Origin of the sequence: Nocardioides sp. Root190 (assembly GCF_001428565.1) — a bacterium.
Classification (GTDB): Bacteria; Actinomycetota; Actinomycetes; order Propionibacteriales; family Nocardioidaceae; genus Nocardioides.
The window spans coordinates 530,400-545,640 of record NZ_LMIA01000009.1 but is presented as its reverse complement, the minus strand read 5'-3'; the positions used below and the strand labels follow the sequence as shown (position 1 = coordinate 545,640).

The 15,241-nt window shown below is 71.0% G+C and carries 18 protein-coding genes, 1 tRNA gene and 1 pseudogene; 5 read left to right on the top strand and 15 right to left on the bottom strand.

From position 1 onward, the window contains the following. Positions 1-37 precede the first annotated feature (37 nt). Together katG and ASE01_RS12415 are read right to left on the bottom strand one after the other, a co-directional pair. Positions 38-2,239, bottom strand: a complete 2,202-nt coding sequence (gene katG, locus ASE01_RS12420; RefSeq protein WP_056751794.1) for a catalase/peroxidase HPI — start codon at positions 2,237-2,239, stop codon at positions 38-40. A gap of 28 nt (positions 2,240-2,267) precedes the next feature. After that, positions 2,268-2,690, bottom strand: coding sequence for a Fur family transcriptional regulator (locus ASE01_RS12415; protein ID WP_056751789.1), 423 nt, complete (start codon positions 2,688-2,690; stop codon positions 2,268-2,270). A gap of 91 nt (positions 2,691-2,781) precedes the next feature. Here ASE01_RS12415 and ASE01_RS12410 point away from each other — a divergent pair, with 91 nt between their 5' ends. After that, entirely contained in the window at positions 2,782-3,000 is a 219-nt protein-coding gene (locus tag ASE01_RS12410; RefSeq protein WP_056751784.1) for a hypothetical protein, read from the top strand. Positions 3,001-3,082: 82 nt separating this feature from the next. After that, the gene (locus tag ASE01_RS12405; protein ID WP_235535962.1) at positions 3,083-3,631 is read left to right on the top strand and encodes a 1-acyl-sn-glycerol-3-phosphate acyltransferase; all 549 of its coding nucleotides are present in this window, start codon (positions 3,083-3,085) and stop codon (positions 3,629-3,631) included. Here ASE01_RS12405 and ASE01_RS12400 read toward each other — a convergent pair. Further along, on the bottom strand, positions 3,605-4,000 hold the full coding sequence (locus ASE01_RS12400) for a winged helix-turn-helix transcriptional regulator (protein WP_056751767.1): 396 nt from the start codon (positions 3,998-4,000) through the stop codon (positions 3,605-3,607). The two genes, ASE01_RS12405 and ASE01_RS12400, sit on opposite strands and share 27 nt — an antisense overlap. A 99-nt stretch (positions 4,001-4,099) precedes the next feature. On the opposite strand from ASE01_RS12400, the gene ASE01_RS12395 reads away from it, so the two are divergent. Beyond that, positions 4,100-4,489: a nuclear transport factor 2 family protein gene (locus ASE01_RS12395; RefSeq protein WP_056752216.1), complete on the top strand. Its 390-nt coding sequence runs from the start codon at positions 4,100-4,102 to the stop codon at positions 4,487-4,489. Positions 4,490-4,498: 9 nt separating this feature from the next. On the opposite strand, the gene ASE01_RS12390 is transcribed toward ASE01_RS12395, so the two are convergent. From ASE01_RS12390 to ASE01_RS12375, 4 genes are all read right to left on the bottom strand, one after another. After that, positions 4,499-5,683, bottom strand: coding sequence for a glycosyltransferase 87 family protein (locus ASE01_RS12390; RefSeq protein ID WP_056751762.1), 1,185 nt, complete (start codon positions 5,681-5,683; stop codon positions 4,499-4,501). Positions 5,684-5,768: 85 nt separating this feature from the next. Next, positions 5,769-6,260: a DUF1877 family protein gene (locus ASE01_RS12385; RefSeq protein WP_056751760.1), complete on the bottom strand. Its 492-nt coding sequence runs from the start codon at positions 6,258-6,260 to the stop codon at positions 5,769-5,771. 24 nt (positions 6,261-6,284) lie between these two features. Further along, positions 6,285-7,673 carry an NAD(P)/FAD-dependent oxidoreductase gene (locus ASE01_RS12380; RefSeq protein ID WP_235535961.1) on the bottom strand — a complete coding sequence of 463 codons (1,389 nt, stop codon included), beginning with the start codon at positions 7,671-7,673 and terminating at the stop codon, positions 6,285-6,287. A 4-nt stretch (positions 7,674-7,677) separates the two neighbouring features. Further along, positions 7,678-8,838: an MFS transporter gene (locus ASE01_RS12375; protein WP_200958828.1), complete on the bottom strand. Its 1,161-nt coding sequence runs from the start codon at positions 8,836-8,838 to the stop codon at positions 7,678-7,680. 163 nt (positions 8,839-9,001) lie between these two features. Between ASE01_RS12375 and ASE01_RS12370 the strand changes: the two genes are divergently transcribed. Further along, a complete protein-coding gene (locus tag ASE01_RS12370) occupies positions 9,002-9,874 on the top strand; it encodes a LysR family transcriptional regulator (protein ID WP_056752210.1) in 873 nt (290 codons plus the stop codon). A gap of 38 nt (positions 9,875-9,912) precedes the next feature. Here the strand turns inward: ASE01_RS12370 and ASE01_RS12365 are convergent. From ASE01_RS12365 to ASE01_RS12340, 7 genes are all read right to left on the bottom strand, one after another. Continuing rightward, positions 9,913-9,985, bottom strand: a tRNA-Ala gene (locus ASE01_RS12365). A gap of 93 nt (positions 9,986-10,078) precedes the next feature. Beyond that, a complete protein-coding gene (locus ASE01_RS12360; RefSeq protein ID WP_056751753.1) occupies positions 10,079-10,681 on the bottom strand; it encodes a histidine phosphatase family protein in 603 nt (200 codons plus the stop codon). Then, a complete protein-coding gene (gene rsfS / locus ASE01_RS12355; RefSeq protein WP_056751749.1) occupies positions 10,678-11,088 on the bottom strand; it encodes a ribosome silencing factor in 411 nt (136 codons plus the stop codon). Before rsfS ends, ASE01_RS12360 begins: the two co-directional genes overlap by 4 nt. A gap of 12 nt (positions 11,089-11,100) precedes the next feature. Then, on the bottom strand, positions 11,101-11,724 hold the full coding sequence (gene nadD / locus ASE01_RS12350) for a nicotinate-nucleotide adenylyltransferase (protein ID WP_268788737.1): 624 nt from the start codon (positions 11,722-11,724) through the stop codon (positions 11,101-11,103). Between the two features lie 4 nt (positions 11,725-11,728). Beyond that, on the bottom strand, positions 11,729-11,890 hold the full coding sequence (locus tag ASE01_RS24985; protein ID WP_200958827.1) for a hypothetical protein: 162 nt from the start codon (positions 11,888-11,890) through the stop codon (positions 11,729-11,731). A gap of 19 nt (positions 11,891-11,909) precedes the next feature. After that, the gene (locus tag ASE01_RS12345; RefSeq protein WP_056751746.1) at positions 11,910-12,371 is read right to left on the bottom strand and encodes a VTT domain-containing protein; all 462 of its coding nucleotides are present in this window, start codon (positions 12,369-12,371) and stop codon (positions 11,910-11,912) included. Next, positions 12,368-13,015, bottom strand: a complete 648-nt coding sequence (locus ASE01_RS12340) for a CDP-alcohol phosphatidyltransferase family protein (RefSeq protein WP_056751744.1) — start codon at positions 13,013-13,015, stop codon at positions 12,368-12,370. The genes ASE01_RS12345 and ASE01_RS12340 overlap by 4 nt, the downstream gene beginning before the upstream one ends. Before the next feature lie 123 nt (positions 13,016-13,138). Here ASE01_RS12340 and ASE01_RS25270 point away from each other — a divergent pair. Next, positions 13,139-13,909: pseudogene (locus ASE01_RS25270) on the top strand (DMT family transporter); the annotation flags it as partial. 51 nt (positions 13,910-13,960) lie between these two features. On the opposite strand, the gene ASE01_RS12330 reads toward ASE01_RS25270, so the two are convergent. Continuing rightward, positions 13,961-15,211, bottom strand: a complete 1,251-nt coding sequence (locus ASE01_RS12330) for a glutamate-5-semialdehyde dehydrogenase (protein WP_056751738.1) — start codon at positions 15,209-15,211, stop codon at positions 13,961-13,963. Positions 15,212-15,241: the final 30 nt, after the last annotated feature.

Sequence of the window (15,241 nt, the reverse complement as noted above, 5' to 3'; positions counted from 1 at the left end):
CCGCCCGTTGCCGGGCGGCCTCTTGCGTTGGAACCGATCAGCTCAGGTCGAAGCGGTCCGCATCCATGACCTGGGCCCACGCGGCGACGAAGTCCTTGACGAACTTCTCCTTCGCGTCAGCACTGGCGTAGACCTCGGCGAGAGCCCGCAGCTGCGAGTTCGACCCGAAGACCAGGTCGGCGGCCGTCGCGGTCCAGCGGACCTCGTCGGTCGCTGCGTCACGGATCTCGTAGACGTGCTCGTCCGCGGAACCGCGGACCACCGATCCGGGAGCGAGCAGGTTGACGAAGAAGTCCGTCGAGAGCACGCCCGGCTGGTCGGTGAGCACACCGTGGGCGGAACCCCCCGCGTTGGCACCCAGCGTGCGCAGGCCACCGAGGAGGACCGTCATCTGGGGCGCCGACAGTCCGAGCAGGTAGGCCCGGTCCAGCAGCAGCGTCTCGAGCGGGAGCTTCTCGCCCGGCCGGGCGTAGTTGCGGAAGCCGTCGGCGCGGGGCTCCAGGACGTCGAAGGACTCGGCGTCGGTCTGCTCCTCGGTGGCGTCGGTGCGACCGGCACGGAACGGCACGGTGACCTCGACGCCACCGTCACGGGCGGCCTTCTCGACGCCAGCAGCGCCGGCGAGGACGATCAGGTCCGCGAGCGAGATCTTCTTCTCGCCCTGGCCGTTGAAGTCGGCCCGGATCTGCTCGAGGGAGCCCAGCACCCGAGCGAGCTGCTCGGGCTGGTTGATCTCCCAGTCCTTCTGCGGGGCCAGCTGGATCCGCGCGCCGTTGGCGCCACCACGCTTGTCGGTGGTGCGGAAGGTCGCGGCGGACGCCCACGCGGTGGAGACGAGCTCGGAGACGCTCAGCCCGGCCTCCAGCACCTTCGCCTTGAGGGCACTCACGTCGCTGTCGTCGACCAGCGGGTGGTCGACGGCCGGGACGGGGTCCTGCCAGATCTGCGCCTCGGGCACCCACGGGCCGAGGTAGCGCTCGATCGGACCCATGTCACGGTGCAGCAGCTTGTACCAGGCCTTGGCGAAGGCCAGCGCGAACTCGTCGGGGTTCTCGAGGAAGCGGCGCGAGATCGCCTCGTACGCCGGGTCGAACCGGAGTGCGAGGTCGCTGGTCAGCATGGTGGGCAGCTTGTTGGGGCCTCCGTGGGCGTCGGGGATGATCGCCTCGGCGTCCTTCGCGACCCACTGCTTGGCACCCGCGGGGCTCTCGGTGAGCTCCCACTCGAATCCGAAGAGGATCTCGAAGAACCGGTTGCTCCACTGGGTCGGCTTGTCGGTCCAGGTGACCTCGAGGCCCGAGGTGATCGTGTCCCCGCCCTTGCCGGTGCCGAACGTGCTCTTCCAGCCGAGGCCCTGCTCCTCGATCGAGGCGCCCTCGGGCTCGACACCGACGTGGTCGGCCGGTCCGGCGCCGTGGGTCTTGCCGAACGTGTGGCCGCCGGCGATGAGCGCCACGGTCTCCTCGTCGTTCATCGCCATCCGGGCGAACGTGTCGCGGATGTCGCGTGCCGACGCGAGCGGGTCAGGGTTGCCGTTGGGGCCCTCGGGGTTGACGTAGATCAGACCCATCTGGACCGCGCCGAGCGACTCGTGCAGGTCGCGCTCGCCGCTGTAGCGCTCGTCACCGAGCCAGGTGTCCTCGTTGCCCCAGTAGATCTCCTCGGGCTCCCAGACGTCCTGGCGGCCGAAGGCGAAACCGAAGGTCTCGAACCCCATCGACTCCAGGGCGACGTTGCCAGCGAGGACGAGCAGGTCGGCCCACGAGATCTTCTGGCCGTACTTCTGCTTGACCGGCCACAGCAGCCGGCGTGCCTTGTCGAGGTTGCCGTTGTCGGGCCAGCTGTTGAGCGGCGCGAAGCGCTGCCCACCGTCGCCGGCGCCGCCGCGGCCGTCGTAGATGCGGTAGGTGCCGGCTGCGTGCCAGCTGAGGCGGATCATCAGGCCGCCGTAGTGACCGAAGTCGGCCGGCCACCAGTCCTGCGAGGTGGTGAGGACCTCGGTGACGTCGCGCTTGAGCGCGTCGAGGTCGAGGGTGGCGAGCTCGGCGGCGTAGTCGAAGTCCGCACCGAGCGGGTTGGACGCCGGTGCGTGCGCGTGCAGGACCGAGAGGTCCAGCTGGTTGGGCCACCAGTCCTTGTTGGACCGCGGACGGTGCCCCTTGGGCTTCGGGGCATCCAGCGCGGGATTCTCGCTCTCGCTGCCCTCGTGGGCAACGGGGCAACCTGCGGTGTCGGTCATGCTCAACCTTTCGGGGGTGACGGGTCGATCAGGTGCGGATGGAACACTCGGGGCAGACGCCCCAATAGATGACCTCGGCCTCGTCGATGACGAAACCGTGGGAATCGGAGGCAGTCAGGCACGGGACGTGCCCGACCGCGCAGTCCACGTCGGCGATGTTGCCGCAGGAGCGACACACGACGTGGTGGTGGTTGTCGCCGGTCCGCGTCTCGTACCGCGCGACCGAGCCGGCCGGCTTGATGCTGCGCACCAGGCCGGACTCGGTGAGCGTGTGGAGCGAGTCGTAGACCGCCTGGTGGGAGACCTCGGGGAGCAGGGCCCGCGCCGCCGAGATCACCGATTCGGTGTCGGCGTGGGGGTGCGCGTGCACGGCCTCCAGCACGGCCAGACGGGGTCGGGTCACCCGCAGTGCGACGTCGCGCAGCTGCTGGGGGAAGTCGACCTCGGGCATGTGTCCAGTCTGCCACTTTTCTTGAATGAGTCAAGACTGCGCCGTACGGCGTGTCGGGTCTGGTCCTGCCGGCAGGGGGTACTGCCCCCACATGGAGATCCCCGGATTCGTGTTCCTCGGCGTGCTGATCATCCTCTTCATCGGCGGGGGCCTGGTGTTCGCGTTCATCGCGGACCGTCGGCGCAACGAGGAGGTCGCCCACGACCAGGAGCGCACCGAGCCCGACCCCAATGCCAACCCCGACCCCACCGCGAGCCCCGAGCCGCGTACGACGGACCCGAGCATCGACCCGGGCACCGACCGACCCTGAGATCGATCAGGCGTACCGCTACGGTCACGCCATGGCACACCGCATGAGGGTCCGTCGCGCATTCGCCCGTGGAGCGCTTCGAGTGACGCGTTGGCGACTCGTCGGAGACGTTCCCCCGAGTGGCGGCATCCTCGTGGGCGCCCCGCACACCTCCCAGTGGGACTGGGTGGTCATGCTGATGATCGCGTGGGCCAACGGGGTGCGGCCGAAGGTCCTCGTCGCGGACCGCTACTTCAAGGGCGTCGTCGGCTGGATCCTCCGCCACACCGGCGGAATCCCCCTCGACCGCTCCAGCCCGGGCGCCACGATCCGCGCCCTGCTCAAGGCCGCCGAGGCCGACGCCGCGTTCCAGCTGGTCATCGCCGCGGAGGGCACCCGGAGCAAGGGCGAGTTCTGGAAGCCCGGCTTCTACCGGATCTCGCAGCAGACCGGCCTCCCGATCAGCCTCGGCTTCGTCGACGGACCGACCCGCACGCTCGGCATGGGCCCCAGCTTCCACCCGGGCGAGGACGTCGTCGCCGACATGGACTTCGTCCGCGCGTTCTACGCCGACAAGCAGGGCATCCGCCCCGACAACCGCACCGAGCCGCGGCTGCGCGAGGAATCACGCGAGGTCCCGCCCTCCGCCTGAGGTTGGCCTCAGGTCGTAGGCCTCCCGCGCCTCCAGCACCTGGACGATGTTGCCCTCGGCCCACCGCCGCAGGGCCTCCAGCGGCTCGGCCAGGGAGTGGCCCAGCGTCGTCAGTTCGTACTCCACGCGCGGCGGCATCTCGTCGTACGACCGGCGGGTCACGATCCCGTCGCGCTCGAGCCGGCGCAGGGTCTCGGCGAGCACCTTGGCGCTGATGCCGTCGACCCGTGTCCGCACCTGGGTGAAGCGCAGCGGGCCCGCACCGAGCACCACCACGATCATGGCCGTCCACTTGTTCGCGATCTCCGCCAGCGACGTACGCGACGGGCAGGTGCGCATCAGGACGTTCCACTCGATCTCGTCAGCCATCGCCGCTCCTCCTGGTCGCCACCTGGTTACGTTGAGGTAACAGGTTACCAATCGTTACTTTCTCGATCACCACTTCCGGACCGACGAGAGATGATCGACATGACCGCACCGACCGCCTTCCACCGCTACCTCGACGCCCTCGCCCGGGGCGACATGGACGCACTCCGCGCGACACTGGCCGACGACGTCGTCTGGCACCAGCCGGGCGCCCACTCACTGGCCGGCGACCACCGGGGTCCCGACGCCGTGCTCCGACTGCTGGGAGCCTTCATGGAGCGCAGCGGCGGCACCTTCGCCCTCGCGCCCACCGGACCTGCCATGGACAACGGCGACCTGGTCGCGCTCCCGGTGCGATTCTCCGCGCAGGCAGCGAGCCGGACCGATCTCGCGATGTCCGGCGTGGACCTGTTCCGCATCGCCGAGGACCGCATCGCCGAGGTCTGGCTGTTCTCCGAGGACCAGCCGGCGGAGGACGCCTTCTGGGGATGATCGAGCGCCTCAGGTCCCGCGTGGCCCGTGCGCTTCCTCCCACCGGTCCGCCGTGGGCCTCGGCGCGGGCCCGGGCACGACACACCACCAGGTGGCGATGGCGATGAGCGCCACCGCGGCGATCACGTAGGCGTTGCCCGCCAGCCCCTGCGCGACGTCCCAGTCGTACTCGCGGCCGTCGCGGAACGGCGCCCACCAGATCGAGCGCGACGCCGCGACCAGGGCGACCAGGACTCCGACGGTGCGCGCCCGCGGCAGGCTGCTCCCCCACAGCGCGAGGACGATCGCCACCAGCCAGACCCAGTGGTGGCTCCACGAGATCGGCGAGGCGAGCAGCATCCCGAGCGCGGCGATGCACACGGCGAGCGGTCGGCCCTCGGGCGAGCGCCACAACAGCGCGGCAACGACCAGTGCCCAGCAGGCGAGTGCGCCGGCAACGGCGAACCACAGGACGGTCGGGGCCTCGTGCCCGAGCAGGCGACTGAGCGTGCCGAGCACGGACTGGTTGCCGGCGTACTCCACTCCGCCGATCCGGCCCGGGTCCCACAGGATCTCGCTCCAGTAGGACCACGACGCCCTCGGTGCGACGACGGTGCCGACCAGCACCGTGCCGGCGAACGCCGCGACCGCGGTGCCCGCCGCCCGCCGGTGGCCGGTCACGACGAGGAACGCGACGAAGAACAGCGGGGTCAGCTTGATCCCGGCGACGACCCCGACCAGCCAGCCCGCATGGCGCCGGTCCGGGCGCAGGACGTCGGCGAGGATCGCCGCCATCAGGAAGATGTTGACCTGCCCGAAGGACAGCGTCGCCCACACCGGCTCCAGGAGCAGCGCTCCGGCCGTGACCACCGGGACGGCGTACGCCGGCAGGTCGGCGCCACTCGCTCGCAAGGCCGTCGCGACGACCCACCCCAGCACCAGGACGCACGCGGTGGACCACAGCGCCGCACTCAGCCAGATCGGCAGGACCGCGAGTGGCAGCATCAGGACGGCAGCGAAGGGCGGGTAGGTGAACGGCAGGTCGGCGACGTGGAAGCGGACGTCGTAGAGGTCCCCACCGAACAGGGCACTCGCACCGAGCTCGTAGACGCGCAGGTCGATGAACCAGTTCCACCGCCAGGCCAGCAGGCCGCACCACAGGCCGATGCCGATGGCCAGAGCGGTCAGGAGATGGCGAGGCAGGCGTGGCGGCACCCCGCCGACGCTAGGTGGCTCCGTGCCTGCGGGCCACCGCTCGCGGCCCGACGTAGCGAGTCTTCACCGGACGGCCACCGCGCGGTCAGACGATGCTGACCAGCAGGTGCTGCCCGGCGGCAGCGGCGCCCTGGTGCGCCGCCACGAGGTCGGCGAACGCCGCGGTGAGGTCCTCGCGCAGCCGGGCCGGGTCCTCGTCCCAGATGAACGGGTAGACGCCTGCCTCGCCGAGCACGGAGAAGTCCACCTGCGCCAGACGGGCACCGATGTCGACGGCTGCCAGGGCCTCGATGATCGCGGGCAGCTCGGTGAGCTCGGTGCAGCCGAGGTACTCCTCGCTCTCGAACACGTGGACCCCGACGACCGCCTCGCTCAGCAGGTCCCCCTCGACCGGCGAGTCGGTCGAGCGACCGGTCAGCACGAAGTGCAGCCCGTCCCAGAGCTTGTCGAGGTACGTCGTCGGCGCACCGCCCTCCTCGAGCTCCTCGAGCGCCTCGGCGAGATCACCCGGGTCGAGGTCGACCAACCGGTCGAGCGTGGCCTCGTCGATGCCGATGTACGCGGCCTGAATGCCCATGGCGGTGAGCCTAGGACCTCGCCGTCACCGCCCGCTGATCCGGTTCGCCATCGTCGCGATCCGCGACGTACGCCGCGCTCCTCGTTCCTCGAGCCGGTCCGCCACGCCATAGGCGCGGTAGAGCCCGTGGATCCCGAGCCATCGGAGTGGTTCCGGCTCCCAGCGCCGGGCGCGCTGGTCGACCCACGGCAGGCTCGTGCGCTCGGTCCGCTCCCCCGCGACCAGGTCGGCCAGGGTGCGTCCGGCGAGGTTGGCGGCCGTGACGCCGGTGCCGACATAGCCACCTGCCCAGCCCAGACCCGTGGCGGCGTCGTGGGCAACGGTGGCCCGCCAGTTGCGCGGCACCCCCAGGACACCGCTCCAGGCATGCGCGATCGGCACGTCACGAAGGTTCGGGAACCATGAGCACACCACGTCGCGCAGGTGAGTGACCGTGCGATCGGGGATGTCGCCGTCCAGGTCGGTGCCGGACCCGAACCGGTACGGATGGCCGCGGCCACCGATCGCAATCCTTCCGTCGGCAGTGCGCTGGGCGTAGGAGTAGACGTGGGAGAAGTCCTCGAGGGTGTCGTGGTCCGCCCAGCCGATCTCGTCCCACACCGACGCCGGCAGCGGGTCGGTGACGATCATCGAGGAGTTCATCGGCACCCACGTCCGTCGCTCGCCGGCGAGGCCGGCGGTGAAGCCTTCGGTCGCGCGGATCACGTGGCGTGCCGTGAGCACGCCACGGTCGGTCGCCACCCGTCCGGCGGAGATCGCGTGGACAGTCGTCCCCTCGTGGATCCGGACCCCGAGACCACGTACGACGCCGGTCAGGCCACGGACCAGACGGGCGGGGTGGATCCGGGCGCAGTGCGGCTCCCAGACGGCCGCCCGCGTCCCGGCCACGGCGATCCGTTCGCGTGACTCCCGGGCCGACAGCAGGCGTGCACCGGTCTCCGGCCACCGCTCCGCGTCGAGCGCAGCCGCCCGGGCCCGGGTGGCCTGCGCGTCGTTGCGGGCGACGAGGAGGGTGCCTCCACGTCGTACGTGCGCGTCGATGGCATGACGCTCCGTCACCCGGATCACCTCGTCGACGGCGTCGTTCATCGCGAGCTGGAAGCGGGCGACCTCCGCGGGCGGGTGCGTGCGGGAATAGCCGTCCAGGCCGCCGGTCACCGACGCCGAGAGCCATCCGCCGTTCCGGCCCGAGGCGCCGTACCCGGCGAAGCGCTGCTCGACCACGCGGATCAGCAGGTCCGGCCGCAGCTGCGCGAGGTAGTACGCCGTCCAGAGCCCGGTGTAGCCCGCCCCGACGATCACGACGTCGGCCTCGGCATCACCGTCGAGCAGGTCCTGCGGCTCCGGCAGCCCCAGGTCGGCCCACCACCAGGAGACTCCCCCGGAGCTGCGCGGGGACACGGACGCCGTCACGTGCTCATTGTGTCGCCAGGTTCGGGATCCGCCGCAGGCGCGCCGTGGCAAGGGCACTGCACGCGAGCAACGCCAGCGAGAGCAGGCAGACCCCGCCCCAACCACCCGCCGACCACGCCGTTGCGCCGAGGCTGCCGAAGACCGACGAGCCGACGTAGTACGAGCAGAGGTAGAACGCCGCCGCCTGGCTGGAGCTCGCCCCCGCGAGGTGGGCGCGCACGGCCACCCAGCTGCTCGCCAGTCCGTGCATCACGAAGAAGCCGGCCGTGAGGCAGGCCAGCCCCGCGACGATGGCCACCAGCGGGGACAGCAGGGTGAGGAGGACACCGCCGACGGCGAGAGTGCACCCCGCCGGGAGGACAGCCCGGCGACCGTAGCGGTCGGCCAGCGACCCCGACCACGACGAGCTGAGCGTCCCCAGTGGGTAGACGAGGTAGAGCAGGCTGATGGTGGCCAGGCTCAGGTGGTGGGGACCGCCGGTCAGTCGGAAGCCGAGCGCGTTGAAGACCGCGACGAGGGTGCCGACCGAGCACGCCCCCATCAGGTAGAGGCTGCGCAGGGCGGGGTCGGTCAGTGCGACCCGGGTCATCTCGCGACGACTGGTACGGGCCCTCGGGCCGGGCACGAAGTTGCGGGAGCGTGGGAGCGACAAGGTCACCGCGACGGCGCAGGTGAGCGCGAGCAACGCTGCCACCGCCATCGCCCATCGCCAGCCCGCGAGGTCGGCGACCGGTGCGGTCACGAGCCGCGACGCCATCCCGCCGAGGGCGTTGCCGCCGATGTAGAGCCCGGTCGCACCGGCGAGTGCCTTCGGGTGCAGCTCCTCACGCAGGTACGCCGTGGCCACCGCAGGCAGGCCCGCCAGCGCGACGCCCTCGACCAGCCGAAGCCCCAGCAGCACCGGCCAGGACCAGGCGAGCGGGCAGAGACAGGCGATGAGGGTGGCGAGCCAGATCGAGCCGACGATCAGGGGCGTCCGACCGACCGCCTCGGACACCGGGCCGGCGACGAGCAGCCCGACGGCGAGCCCGGCGGTCGTCAGCGACATGCTCAGCGTGGTCTGCGTCGGGCTGACGCCGAAGGTGGTGTGCAGCTCGGGCAGCAGCGCCTGCGTCGCGTAGAGCAGCACGAACGTCGCCACGCCCGCGGCGAACATCGCGGCCATGATCCGTTGGTAGCCGCCACTGCCCGGCGCGTACCCATCATGCTGATCGGTCTGGTTCCCGGTCGACGTCTGCCTGCCCACCACGACAGGTTCCGCCGTCACCATCGATACGTCCAATGCCTTTCACGCCCGATTCTGATACGTGATGCGTATGCTCGTCGTCATGCTGATCCGCGACCTCGACTGGCTCGTGGCGCTCGCCGACAACGAGCACGTCACGGACACCGCTGCGATCCTCGGCGTCAGCCAGCCCACACTGTCGCGGGCGCTCGGTCGGGTCGAGGACGAGCTCGGGGTGCGCCTGTTCGAGCGGGTGCCGCAGGGCCTGGTGACCTCACCGGACGGTGAGCTGGTCCTGTCCGCGGCCAGGGAGATCCTGGAGCGTCACCAGCAGCTGCTCCGCGACCTCGAGACCCGCCTCGACCCCGACCGGGGCACCGTGCGCCTCGCCTTCGTCGACTCGATGGCGACCTCGCTGGTGCCGCAGGTGCTGCGCGAGTTCCACCAGGCCGCCCCCCTCGTCCGGGTCGAGCTCGCCCAGGAGTCCACCCACGACGTGTTGCGCGACCTGACCCGCGGGGCGGCCGAGCTCGCCATCACCGCCGCCCGACCCGACGGCGACTTCGCGTGGGTGCCGCTGCAGGTCGAACGGTTCGTCGTCGTGGTCGCCCCGAGCCACCGCCTTGCCGGCCGACGCCAGGTCGCGCTCTCCGAGCTCGCGGGCGACGAGCTGGTCACCACACCCGTCGGCTACGGCCACCGCACCCTCACCGACGCCCTGCTGAGCGACGCCGGGATCTCCCCCACGGTGTCCTTCGAGAGCGCCGACCTCGCCACGATCGAGGGCCTCGTCGCGGCCGGGTTGGGCGTCGCGCTGGTGACCGAGGCGATGGCAGGCCTGTCCGGGACGGTCGGGCTGCGGATCAACGACGCGCGGGCGCGGCGCACGATCGGCCTGACCTGGCGCTCCGACCGGGCGCTGGCGCCCCCCGCCGCGCGGCTGCGCGACCACATCGTCGCCCACGCCCGGAAATGACGTGAGGCCGATCCTCGCGGATCGGCCTCACGTGTCGGTGGAGGTGAGGGGACTCGAACCCCTGACCCCCTGCATGCCATGCAGGTGCGCTACCAGCTGCGCCACACCCCCGGAGTCATTGCCTGCGCCCGAGGGCGAAGCAACGACCGGAATACTAGCCAACACACCCCACCGAGGTGAAATCCGGGGTGGGTTCGGGGCCGGTCAGACGTTGTACGACGCCAGGGCCCACTCGCCCGAGGACCGCTGTTCGAGCAGGACCCGGCCGCAGTTGCCCAGGGCACGCAGCGACCGCGCGTGCTCCAGCGGCCAGCCCAGGAAGTGCACCAGGCCGGTGCGGGTGGCGGCGCCGTGGGAGACCGCGACACCGCACTCCCCCGGCTCGAGGGCCGAGGCGAGGTCACCGAGCACGGCGGAGAACCGCTCGGCCACGACGAGGGGTGACTCCGCGCCAGGGATGCCGTCCCAGGCGCCGGTGCGGAATCGGGCGAAGCCGTCGGGGTCGCGCGCCTCGAGCTCGGCGTGGGTCAGCCCCTGGAACTCTCCGAGGCTGTACTCCCGCAGACGTTCGTCGTACGACGGCACGAGGCCCGCCTCCTTGGCGATCTCCTCGGCCGTGACCCTTGCGCGCGCAAGGTCGCTGGACCACACGCTCACCGGCCCGAGGGCAGCGACGAGCGGCGCAACGGCGCGGGCCTGCTCGATCCCGACCTCGTCGAGCTCGGTGTCGAGCTGGCCCTGGATCCGGTGCGCGGCATTCCAGGCCGTGCGGCCGTGCCGCACCAGGACGATGCGGCGCGGGTTCACTCGGCGGCGGGCGCCGTGGGCGTCGCGGACGCCGTGGCAGGGCCGCTGATCTCGGCCGGCAGGTCGATGATCGGGCAGTCGCGCCACAGGCGCTCGAGGGCGTAGAACTCGCGCTCCTCGGTGTGCTGGACGTGGATCACCACGTCGCCGTAGTCGAGCAGCACCCAGCGACCGTCGCGGTGGCCCTCGCGGCGGATCGGCTTGACGCCGAGCTCGCGCAGCTTGTCCTCGATCTCCTCGACGATGGCGCGGACCTGGCGGTCGTTGCCGCCGGTGGCCAGCAGGAAGGCGTCGGTGATCGCGAGCTGCTCGCTCACGTCGAATGCCAGCTGGTCGGTCGCGAGCTTGTCGGACGCTGCGAGCGCGGCAGCCCGAATGAGCTCGACGGCGTGGTCAGTGGCGGTCAAGGGAACTCCGAATCAGTGGTCCGGGCTCTGGTAGAGCCCATGCTTGGTGATGTACTGCACGACGCCGTCGGGCACGAGGTACCAGACCGGCTGGCCCGCCCGCTGCCGCTCACGGCAGTCCGTGGACGAGATGGCCAGGGCAGGCACCTCCACCATGGTCACACGGTCGGCCGGAATCTTTGCCAACGTCGCAGGGTCCATGTCGGCCCCGGGACGGGTGCATCCGACGAAGTGGGCGAGGTCGAAGGCGTCCTCGGCGTTGCGCCAGCTGAAGATGTCGGTGAGCGCATCGGCACCCGTGATGAAGTAGAGATCGGCGTCCGGACGCTCGGCCTGGAGGTCGCGCAGCGTGTCGACCGTGTACGTCGGACCGCCGCGGTCGATGTCGACGCGGCTGACCCTGAACCGGGGGTTGGCAGCCGTCGCGATCACCGTCATGAGGTAGCGGTGCTCGGCCGGCGAGACGTCCCGGTCAGCCTTCTGCCAGGGCTCGCCGGTGGGGACGAAGACGACCTCGTCGAGGCCGAACCAGCTCTGCACCTCGGAGGCAGCCACGAGGTGGCCGTGGTGGATCGGGTCGAACGTGCCGCCCATCACCCCGACCCGGGAGCGCGGGGTGGAGGCCGACCCGGTCACCGGGTCAGCTGTGGTCGCGTCCGCCACCGAACCACACGAGGCCCAGCAGCAGGAGCATGAGGAACGCCAGCACGCCGCCGCCGATGAACCACGGGTTCACAGCGGCCTCGCTCTCCTCAGCGGCGCTGACGACGGCGAGGGCATGGAGGCTGATCTGGCTGAACATGCGGCGATCGTATCGAACGTCAGTGGAGCGCGAAGTCGACGCCCAGGAACAGCAGCGTGAAACGGATGGTCCGGCCGACGAAGACGGTCGGGATGAAGGCCCACAGCGGCATCTTGAGCAGGCCTCCGACGGCAGCCATCGCCAGCAGTGGCGGGATGCCCACCGACGCGGCGAGGAACATGATCCCGATGCCGTAGACGGGCCGCCCCTGCATGCGTTCGACCCACTTCTCGTAGTTCGCCTTGACCTTGGGCGAGGAGAGCTTTCGCTGGGCCCAGGCGGACTCGGCGCCACGGCGAGCGACCTCGTACCAGACGATCTTGCCGACGGTGGCGCCGGCGCCAGCGGCGATTCCGAGGCTGATGGCGGCTCCGGTGCCGCCTTCAGCAGCACCGGCGGCGAGGATGTAGGCCTCCATCGGGAGGAACGGGAGCAGGGCGGACGCGACGCTGAACGCGAACGTCGTCAGCCACAGGATCATGCCGCCGCGGCCTCACGCTCGGGGATCGGCACACCCAACGTGAGGAGCCAGCCGAGTGACACGCACTTCAGCACCAGCAGGGCGACGGCGATCACGATGCCGAGCCACACCCAGCCGGTGGCCAGCAGGATGACGGCGAAGGCGCCGGAGTTGGCGGCCTTGCCGACCCGCGACCAGTTCCACAGGTAGATCCTGCGGTCGATCACGTGGAAGTAGTTGGGACTGCGGATCGGCCAGGCGAGGAAGGCCAGCGACAGGTACATGTCGATGACCATGAACTCGAAGAGGTAGATCGCGATCGGGATCCCGATCCACGTCATCGGCTCGTCGCTGATCCACCCACCCGGCTGGAGCCAGATCAGGCCGACGTAGAGCGCGCCACAGCTCAGCCGGTCGCACATCATGTCGACGACGGCGCCCATCCGGGTCTCGCAGTCGCGCCACCGTGCCCACTCGCCGTCGATGCTGTCGCCGACCCAGTAGGTCACCAGTCCGATGACGATCCAGGTCAGGCTCTCGTCGTACGCCGCCCAGACCGCGATGGCCAGCGTGATGACGGTCCTGATGAAGGTGATGATCGTGGCCCCCGTGAAGAGCCTTTCGACCGACGGATCGGCGTAGATCCGTTCCGGGGAGCCTGCCATGCGGCGAAACCTACCGTCCCGGTGGAGGCGACCGGACGACACTCCCCCGGTGTTCCCCGGGATTCATCCTCCGTCCACCCCTCCGTCCACCCTGCCGCCCACCTCTCCGCCTAGCGTCGCAGCGTGATCTGGCTCGCCGTGGTGTTCGGCCTCGCGAGTGCGGCGACGACCGCGGTGTCGACCTCGACCCAGCACCTCGCGACCGGCCGGGCGCCCGAGGGCGACGGTGTGCTCGGGCTGATGAGGTTCCTCCTGCAGCGCCCCGAGTGGCTCTTCGCGCTCGCGTTGGGCCCGATCGGCTTCACCTTCCACGTGCTGGCGCTGGGCAACGGTCCGATCGCACTGGTCCAGCCGATCGCGATCATGGGCATCGTCTTCGCGGTACCCATCCGTGCGGCGCTGTCCCGCACCCGCCCGTCGTCGACCGAGCTCGGCGCGGTCGCGGTGACGGCGCTGGCGATCGCGGTGCTGCTGCTGGCCTCCGACGTCCGCGAGGCCACCCGGGCGCCCGACCCGATCGACCTCCTGACCGGGAGCGCGGGTGCCGCCGGGCTCGCGCTCACGCTGCTCGTCCTCGCCGGCACCGTCGGGCGCCCGAACCCGCGCGCCTTCCTGCTGGGTTGCTCCTCCGGGCTGCTCTTCGGACTGATGGCAGTCCTGATCGAGGCCTGTCAGCTGCAGTACGACGCCCGCGGCACCGCCGGCCTGGTTGCCTCCTGGCTCCCGTACGCCCTCGTCTGCTCGGGCGTCGGCGGCATCGCCGTCAACCAGCTCGCCTACCGCTCGGCACACCTCTCGGCGTCGATGCCGGTGCTCAACGTCGTCAACTGCCTGCTGACGCTCGGGTTCGCCCACTTGGTGTTCCGGGAGGTGCCGACCCACTCGGCAGGCTCCGCGATCGCCTCGCTCGCAGCCCTCGCCGCGATGGCCTGGGGCCTGTGGCGTCTAGCGAACGTGACCGTCGCCGATGACGACGTACTTGGTGGAGGTCATCTCCGGGAGGCCCATCGGGCCGCGGGCGTGGAGCTTCTGGGTGCTGATCCCGATCTCGGCGCCGAACCCGAACTCGCCCCCGTCGGTGAACCGCGTCGAGGCGTTCACCAGCACCGCGGCTGAGTCGACCTCGGCCACGAACCGGCGGGCGACGGACTGGTCCTCGGTGACGATCGCGTCCGTGTGGCCGCTGGACCACGTGCGGATGTGCTCCAGCGCGGCGTCCAGGTCGGGCACGACCCGGGCGGCGATGTCGAGGGAGAGGTACTCGGTGCCCCAGTCCTCGTCGGTCGCCACCACCACGCCGTCGTACGACGCGAAGGCGTCGTCGCCGTGGATGGTGACGTCCTGCTCCTGCAGGGCCGCCACGACCTGCGGCAGGAAGACGTCGGCGACGTCGGCGTGCACCAGCAGCGACTCGGCGGCGTTGCACACGCTGGTGCGGTGGGTCTTGGCGTTGAGGACCAGCGGAAGTGCCTTGGCGAGGTCGGCGGCGCTGTCGACGTAGACGTGGCAGTTGCCCACACCCGTCTCGATGACGGGCACGGTCGAGTCGTTGACCACCGACTGGATCAGGCCGGCACCACCCCGCGGGATGAGGACGTCGACCAGTCCTCGGGCGCGCATCAGCGCCTTGACGCTGTCGTGGCTGTCGCCGGGGACGAGCTGGACGACGTCGGCGTCCAGGCCCGAGGCGGCGACCGCGTCGCGCAGCACGGCGACGATGGCGGCGTTGCTCGAGCGGGCCGAGGAACTGCCTCGCAGGAGCACGGCGTTGCCGGACTTGAGGCAGATGCCTGCGGCATCGGCGGTGACATTGGGCCGGGCCTCGTAGATCATCCCCACGACCCCGAACGGCACCCGGACCTGGCGCAGCTCGAGCCCGTTGGCGAGCACTCCGCCACGGACGACCTCGCCGACCGGGTCGGCCAGGCCGGCGACGTCGCGCAGGCCCTGGGCCATGCCCTCGAGCCGCTCCGTGGTCAGGCGCAGGCGGTCGATGATGTTGGCCGGCGTGCCGGCGGCCTCGGCCCGGGCGACGTCCTCGGCGTTGGCCGTGAGGATCTCCTCCCCCCGCTCCAGCAACGCAGCGGCCATCGCCTCGAGCGTGGCGTCCTTCTGCGCGCGGGTGGCGAGGGCGAGCCCCCTGCTGGCGACCCGCGCCCGCTGGGCGACCTCACGGACGGCGACCTCGGCACTCATGGTGCCAAGGATAGGACCAGCCGGGGACCG